This window comes from Mariniphaga sp., from assembly GCF_041687215.1.
Lineage (GTDB): Bacteria > Bacteroidota > Bacteroidia > Bacteroidales > Prolixibacteraceae > Mariniphaga.
Genome location: NZ_JAWLCI010000014.1, coordinates 70,381 through 76,531, shown reverse-complemented (window position 1 = coordinate 76,531; position 6,151 = coordinate 70,381). Strand labels below are relative to the sequence as shown.

At 46.0% G+C, this 6,151-nt stretch carries 3 protein-coding genes; all 3 read left to right on the top strand.

Annotated elements, in window-relative coordinates:
• A partial coding sequence (locus tag ACESMA_RS07485) for a PKD domain-containing protein (protein WP_372948165.1) occupies positions 1-994 on the top strand: 994 nt, incomplete at its 5' end.
• A gap of 109 nt (positions 995-1,103) precedes the next feature.
• Positions 1,104-4,439, top strand: a complete 3,336-nt coding sequence (locus ACESMA_RS07480) for a SusC/RagA family TonB-linked outer membrane protein (protein ID WP_372948164.1) — start codon at positions 1,104-1,106, stop codon at positions 4,437-4,439.
• Between the two features lie 19 nt (positions 4,440-4,458).
• The gene (locus ACESMA_RS07475; protein WP_372948163.1) at positions 4,459-6,108 is read left to right on the top strand and encodes a SusD/RagB family nutrient-binding outer membrane lipoprotein; all 1,650 of its coding nucleotides are present in this window, start codon (positions 4,459-4,461) and stop codon (positions 6,106-6,108) included.
• Positions 6,109-6,151 lie beyond the last annotated feature (43 nt).

The following is a 6,151-nucleotide window of genomic DNA, read 5'->3' as shown; positions in this document are numbered from 1 at the left end:
TTTAATTTTAATCTTTTCATGCATAGTGGTTGTGTTGCTTCCATCGTGCAAAGAAGATGAAACCCGACCCACGTTTCCGCTTTCAGCAGAAATATTTCACAGTGTGGCCGGGAAACAGGTTGCATTTACTGCACTTACCCACAGCGCCATAAACTGGAACTGGGATTTTGGCGACGGGAACACCAGCACCGAAAAAGATCCGGTACACGTTTACGAAGAAGGCGGCTACTATGTGGCTACCTTAACGGCCAGTGACGGTTCCGGAAGTTCTGTAACAAAAGAGGTAAAACTGGCCATTGAACTTACACCCTATGCACTGCTAACCGGCGACCATACCGCCGATGATTACAACGGCAAAACCTGGAAACTCGCTGCTGCCCACTCGGTGAACGACAAACTGGTAAATTCTGATGCCTCGCTTTCGCTGATGGACGAAGACATTGAATATTTACCCACCGGAGCTTTCGATTTGTATTTGGGATTACCGGAAGCCTACAACGATGAATTTACATTTTATTATGATGGTTCCTACAGGCAAAATACAACCGATGGTTCTTCATTTGGAGGAATTGTTTATGGAATGGTTTTGCAGCAATTTGGGCTGGCCTCCATCACCAAAACAGGAGGGGAAGCAGTCTTTGGAGCAGACGCATTTGCACTGACTACCTTTACTCCCGACGATAATGCTAAATTTAAATTCAACGAAAGCGAAGACTTCTCCATTCCCACCATACCCGCCTTTGCCACTGGCGTTCAACCTCCGGGAATCCCTATTGTTACATATCCCGGCGTTATGACTCTCGTTTTCTCGGGTTCATCGGCTTTTGTTGGTGTCAGGGATTTTCACAGAAAAGTGATTGTTCAGGAAATTACCGACAGTTCCATGCGGCTGGTTATGTTTTTAACCATGAGTCCTGATGCCATTGTAAGCCAGGACCCACTGATTGCTTTAAGCACAACTGCCATGATTCTCACATTCTCCGTAGTCAATTAACCTAAACAAAAGATTCGATATGAAACGACTATTTTCAATAAAAATTTATACGAAGTATCTGTTCTGTTTTATACTGTCAATTTCCCTTTTAATTTTAAACGGAAAAGTTGTGGCAGATTCAGACACCAATACAAACCCGGTAGATCAGGGGACCATAAGAGTTACCGGTACTGTAACTTCGACAACCGACGGCACTCCGCTGCCCGGCCTTAGCATTATTGTTCAGGGAACTTCCATAGGAACAATTACCAATGCTGACGGAAATTACACCATAAATGCACCTGAAGACGGAATTTTGGTTTTTTCCTTTGTGGGATTCAGAACGCAGGAAATTGCTGTTCAGGGCCGGAATGTGATTAACGTTTCAATGGAGGAAAGCATTGAAGCTTTGGAAGAGGTGGTTGTTACGGCCCTGGGTATTAAACGCGAAGAAAAATCGCTCGGCTTTTCTGTGGGAAGAGTTTCCGGCGAAGAACTGACACGGGTTGCCCAGGAAAATGTTTTAAATTCTATGGCCGGAAAGGTTGCAGGTGTTACCATCAGTTCTACCGGCGGTGCAGGTTCAACCGTAAACATGGTCATCAGGGGAGCAACCTCGATGAGTACCGATAACCAGCCGCTATTTGTGGTGGATGGCGTACCCATGACAAACACCGTGAACAATGTAGGTGGATTTGGTTCCGACAACCGTGTTGACTATGGAAACGCCATTGCCGACCTCGATCCGGAAACCATTCAGGATGTTTCCATTCTGAAAGGCCCGAGTGCCGCAGCCCTTTACGGAACCCGAGCCGGTAACGGAGTGGTTTTAATTACCACCAAAAAAGCTACCGAAAAAGGGATGAAAGTTACGATCACATCGAATAGTGTGTGGGATATTCCGGTGCGTTATTTAAACGTGCATACCCAGTTTGCTTCCGGGTTTTTCTCTTACAGGCCGGAAAATTTTGGAGGAGGCATTTTGCCGGAAATAAGCCCAACCGAAGGCACCGGCGCAGGTCCAGAAAATGATAAAGGATACTGGGCTGTTCAGTGGCATTCACCCGTTGATGCAAATGGTGAAAGGGTGCCGATTGAAGTGGTTTCTTACCCCAATAATTTCCAAAATTTCATCAACGACTTTTCGTTTACCACAACCAACGGAGCATCCATTTCCAGCAGTTCAGAGATGTTGAACTACAGGCTGGGAGTTACCAACATGACCCATGACGGATTAATTCCCAATTCAGATCTGAATAAAAACAGTTTAGCTTTTTCGGCATCGTCAAAAGTGCGAAAAAACCTGACTGTAAGCACAGACATCAATTTCACCAACAGCTGGGCCGATAACCGCCCTGCATCCAACCGTGGTACAAACCCGTTGCAATGGGTTTATTTCCATCCTTCAAATATCGATATCAGAGATTTAAAAGATTACGGTTCGGGAAATGACATTAAACGGGTTTCCGGCGGGCATGAAAATCCTTATTATCTGGCTTACGACATCAACAACAGCTTTGACAGATATCGGGTATATGGAAATTTGGTGGCAAACTGGGAAATTACGCCGGATTTCAGTTTAATGGGAAGAATGACACTGAATAAATCGGATGAGGTAAGGGAAACCAAAATAGCTCCTGGTTATACGGATGAACCCAATAACGGAGCTTATGGAATTGTAACCGGTAATAATCTCGAACGAAATATGGATGTTTTGGCAACTTATGATAAGCAGTGGAATGATTTTTCAATTACGGCATCTGCCGGTGGAAATTTACTTTATGCCAAATGGTCCAGCATCAGTAATTCTTCAAAATCAGGTTCAGGTTTGATTGTTCCCAATCTGTTTACCGTAAACAACATCAGTTCGGGTGCTTTAAACTACAGCAATTCCCGGAGCCAAAAAGCCATAAACAGTGTGTATGCGATGGCTAACCTGGGATGGGCAGATATTTTTTACCTCGATTTAACGGCCCGTAACGACTGGTCCAGTACATTACCGGCAGAAAACCGTTCCTACTTTTACCCGTCTGCTTCGCTGAGTATTATGGTCGATCAGATTTTTAATATGGGAAACCAGGTTGAAATGTTTAAAATAAGAGGTGGTGCAGCGCAGGTAGGTAACGATACTTCGCCTTACCGGCTGTATCCTACTTACCAGGATGCCGGCCAGTGGGGAGATGCCATCAGGCTGGGCAAACAGAGCGGACTGCTCAGTCCCAATCTTCTACCGGAAGAAGCAACTTCTTATGAAATTGGTACCGACATCCGGCTATTTTCCAACCGGTTGCGTTTAGATGGTACTTACTATCAGGTTGATAACAAAAATCAAATTCTTGGTGTTCCGCTGGCTGCCTCCACCGGTTTTAGCGGCGTACAAATTAATGCAGGTCTTTTGCGCAGCACAGGCGTTGAAATTTTATTGGGTGTAACTCCTGTCAGAACAAACGATTGGACCTGGGATTTGAACCTCAATTTCTCCAAAAACAAAACCGTTATTCTTGAATTGGCTGAAGAGGTGCCATTTGTTGAATTTTGGAATGAAGCCAGGGTACGCAGCATCGGTTATGTAAAAAATGAAGCCGAAGGACACGACGGACTTTTGGGTAATTTATATTCGCGCAAAGTGATGCGGGTAACCGACCAAAATTCTCCATATTATGGTTACCCAATTCTTGGAAGCGGGCTGGATGCCGAGTGGCAGGGAGAAGAAGATTATTCGTTGGTAGGAAACTATAACCCTGATTTTATCATGGGCTTGCAGTCGTCACTCAGCTACAAAAACTTTACACTGAATATGACCTTTGACTGGCGCTCGGGAGGCCAGTATGTGTCGCAATCCTTCCGCTACCTTTCCGAAGATTCCATGTCGAAAGCGTGGCTCGACGGATTGGTTCATCCAGGTGATTTGGGTGGAGCACCAAGCCAGGCATTGCGCGACTGGGTAGTGGCCAATGAAGACAGACTCTTGCTTGCAGATGATCTGAGACCCGTTGGCGGACCAACTCCGGAATTTGGCGGTTTCCCGGAAAGTTTCAGCGGAGTGACCGTTTACGACGGAACGTTTGCTCCCGGAGTGATCGGGTATCACGATGAAAATGGCAATTTTATTCTCGAACAGGAAAACCTTGGTGGCGAAGGAACCATTTTCCTGCCTTACGTAGTGAGCTATCCATGGGACATTGGGGAAGCCAACCTGTTCGATGCAGATTATGTAAAACTCCGGGAAGTATCATTAAGTTACAGGTTGCCTGCAAGAATATCCCAAAAATTTGGGTTGCAGGATGTAAATTTCGCCCTGTACAGTCGCAACATACTTCTTTGGACCAAAGATGCCGGAATTGGTGTGGACCCCGAAAGAGCCTACCAGGCCGAAGGAGACGGCAGGTTTAAGCAGGGTGTGGAAAGGTACAATGCCGAACCCTGGGTAGTTCCCATCGGATTTAAAATGAATTTTTCTTTTTAAACAATAAAATAGTATCACCATGTATCAATTTAAAAACTATATAAAATTTGTCCTTGCAATAGTTCTTGCATTTTTCATTTCCTGCAAGGACCTCGATGAACTGAACATCAATCCGAATGGTGTTGACCCAGCCACTGCCGATTTGAATCTGCTGATGCCAACTTTTATTACCGGAATCGGGCAACAGGTTGTCAACCTGGGAGTGGGCGACATTGCCGGAGTGATGCAGCACACCCAACTTGACGGCTGGTCGGGCGGACATAACGATTACGACTGGGATATCGACAGCAAAAGTTGGTCGGGGTACTATGGAATTCTCAGGAACATCGATGAATTTCATAAAAAAGCTGTGGAGGGTGAATATGCTTTTCACGAAGGTGTGGCCTTGATAATGAAAGCTTACACTTTCGGAATGATAGCCGATCTCTGGGGAGATGCTCCTTATTCAGAAGCGTTAAAAGCAGAAGAAGGTTCTGAATTTTTCAAGCCGAAGTACGATTCCCAACGGGATATTTACCTCGGGATCCTGGCCGACCTGGAAAGTGCCAATACCCTGCTTTCCCAAAGCAGCGATTCCTATTCCAACATCAGTTCCACTCAGGATTTGTTATATGGAGGGGACGTAACCAAGTGGCGAAAACTGGCCAATTCACTGGCACTCCGCTATTACATGCGGCTTTCGGAAAAAGAATCCGGCATCGCGCAGGAAGGAATCAGCAAAATAGCCTCAGCTCCCGGAACGTACCCGGTCATCACAAATGCATCTGAAGATGCTACAGTGGGTTATATCGGTTCATCACCATCCGATTCGTGGCCAACCAACACGGTTTACGACACCGATCCACGCGGGGCTTATTTCAGGGTAAAAATGTGTGCCACACTGGTGGAAGTCATGCAGGCACTCAACGATCCGCGTCTGGGCGTTTATGCAAATAAAATTGAAATCCCTCTTAAAAAAGTGGAAGGCGAAAACATCGACCGGATTGTGAACGGTATCCGGGAAATCTCGCAGGATATTATTGACGACTACACCGAATCATGGGGCGTTGGCGTTGATTTCGACCCGGAATATGTGGGTATTCCGACATCCATTTATGCAGCTCCGCAATACAATTTAAATCCAAACCTCGATCAGGCGGTTTACAATCCGCACTGTTCGCAATTAAACGACATGTACAAACAAACCAACGGCGATTTACTGCAAATGCGACTCATGTCGGCTGCAGAAGTTCATTTTATTTTGGCCGAAGCAGCTTCTTATGGCTGGGCTCCGGGAAGTGCCGAAGAATACTACACGGCAGGCATTCAGCAATCGTTTAATACCTGGGGAGTTGGAAGTGCAGCCGGGTACATTGACGGAGCACCTTACTCCGGACTGGAAAGTATCATCGAACAAAAATGGATTGCAAGCTGGACATCCGCTGCCGAATCGTGGTTCGATTGGCGGAGGACCGGTTTACCGGAATTGCAAACTGGTGAATCGGCAAGAAGGCAGGCATTGCCTCTGCGTTTCTATTATCATTTTGCAGACGAAATTTCGAAAAACACAGTAAATGCCGAAGAAGCTATTTCTCGGCTGGAACCCACGCAGTACAAAGGCAGCGACCCGAGCAACAACAGCGCCTGGTCGAAAACATGGGTTTTACAGGGAACCGGGAAACCGTATTAATCAATTCGTGTTGTTAAAGTATTGCTGTTGCGCTTCAGCCAAA